At 60.9% G+C, this 1847-nt stretch carries 1 protein-coding gene and 1 pseudogene; one reads left to right on the top strand and one right to left on the bottom strand.

The genetic code is table 11. The features are described from left to right. The coding region (locus tag ACWCQK_RS42410; RefSeq protein WP_451164594.1) for a hypothetical protein at positions 1–980 on the top strand (980 nt) is incomplete at its 5' end. Positions 981–1244: 264 nt separating this feature from the next. Here ACWCQK_RS42410 and ACWCQK_RS42405 read toward each other — a convergent pair. After that, positions 1245–1615 (bottom strand): annotated as a pseudogene (locus ACWCQK_RS42405) (sigma-70 family RNA polymerase sigma factor); the annotation flags it as partial. Between the last annotated feature and the right edge of the window lie 232 nt (positions 1616–1847).

Raw genomic sequence — 1847 nt, 5'->3', positions numbered from 1 at the left:
CCACCGAAGCAACCGGCGGCTACAACGCTCCCGACAAAGGCGCCGACTACGCCTACATGGCAGCCGAAGACGCCATCACCGGCACCATCACCGACACCAACGCCACCGCCCTCGCCTCCGACCCCACCGGATACACCACACCCGAAGAAATCTTCGCCGCCCCCACCAACTGCCAAGAAGTCAAATGCCACTACGGCCACAGCGGCTACAACGGACGCGTCACCCCCGGCAGCAACGGCCAAGGCTGGAGCGAAAGCATCAGCACCGACGTTGGCCTCATGGCCGCTGACATGGCAGTCAGGATCATCTGCGGCGGCGAATGTGGAACAGCAAACGCCCCCACCACCAGCGAAGAAGCCGAAAACGCACCCAAGTCCCTCACCGCCGCACAACACGCCAAAAACGCCTACACCACAGCCACCACCATCTACGGCAAACCCACAGACAAAATCATCGCAGCACTCCAAAACTCATTCACCGACGGAATGATGCACGCAGGCAGAAGAGGAGTTCTAGGAGATGAAGGGCCAACCGCAGAAGAAAGGAGTTGGATGCGCAGTCTTGCTCGTGATATCACGCAGACGACAGATCACAGTCCCAACTGCGGATTGTGTGCAATCGCCCTCGATCAGCGTTTCACCGGCGCCGATCCCAGCGCTGTGGCGGGCTTCGTTAAAATGCCTATGGCTCCTGTGCAAATACTGGCGAAGATCGGACTTCCCGACGATCGCTATGAAGGCATAGGTGCTGGTGGCTACTCTGCGGTGGCGGATCGACTTAAGTATATGGGTGAAGGCTCTCGCGCACTAATGTTGGTTGCGGGCCATTACGGACAGCATTGGATCAATGGGATAGTGCGGAACGGTAACGTTATTTATGCCGATGGCTATATGGGAGGCCGCGCCAACATCCCAGTATGGCCAGATGTTGATGGTGCTATTTTCCTGGCTCCTGGCGAGAAACTTAATGTCCAGAAATAGAAATATCTGCCCTTCATGAGGAAGGTTTACCGCTCTAATTTGGGGGCTCCTGGAGAGCATTCAAGGTTCTCCAGAAGCCCCCCGCGGCTGGCAATCGAGGAGGCTGTTGATTTCAGAAATGGCGGCTGCAGTTTCGTGACTCATGAGGTTCTTTTTTATGCGATAGTCACTGCCATGACGTTGTTCCGGCGGCGGTGGCAGTCGGCCGCCTGATGCGCGTCGGGGAGCATGCCGCCGGCCAGTTGTGGCTTGGTGACGAATACCGAGCCGGGAGACGTGCATCTGGGAGACGCCGAGTTGTTCGCCGATCTGGGCCTGGGTGAGCTCCTCGACGAACCGCATGTGGATGATGCGCCGCTTCCGCTCGTCCAGCCTGGCGATCAGCGGGGCCAGGGCGTTGAAGTCCTCGACGAGTTCGAGTGCCGCATCGTCGGCGCCGATGAATGCGTGGTGCTGATGGCGGCGTCGAGCGATGTGGAGGCGTAGCCGTTGGAGGCGATGCGGGCCTCGTTGACTTCGGTCAGGGACATCAGCTGGGTCAGTCCCTGGGGTGCGGCCGAGTCGGCTGCTGTGGCGGTCCGTGCCGGTCGCGCAGAGGCCGGGGCCAGGGGTGCGGCAAGTGCCGGAAGAGCCTCGGGCGTGAGGTCCTCGGTGATCACGGCGGTGGTGCCGCGTACGGTGCAGGCCACCGCGACTTGGCTGCGCGTGTTTGGGGACGTGCTGTCCTGGACGGAGCGGACCGCACCGCCGCTGGCACCCGGACAATCATGTCCCCCCTCGCCCTTTCCCTGGCGAGCGCATTGGCCATGGTGGACGATCGCCGTCACGCGTTTCGAACAGGCTGCCTTATCGATCGTGCTATGCCGG

Source organism: Streptomyces sp. NPDC002306 (genome assembly GCF_053593435.1).
This window is presented reverse-complemented; position numbering and strand designations above follow the sequence as displayed.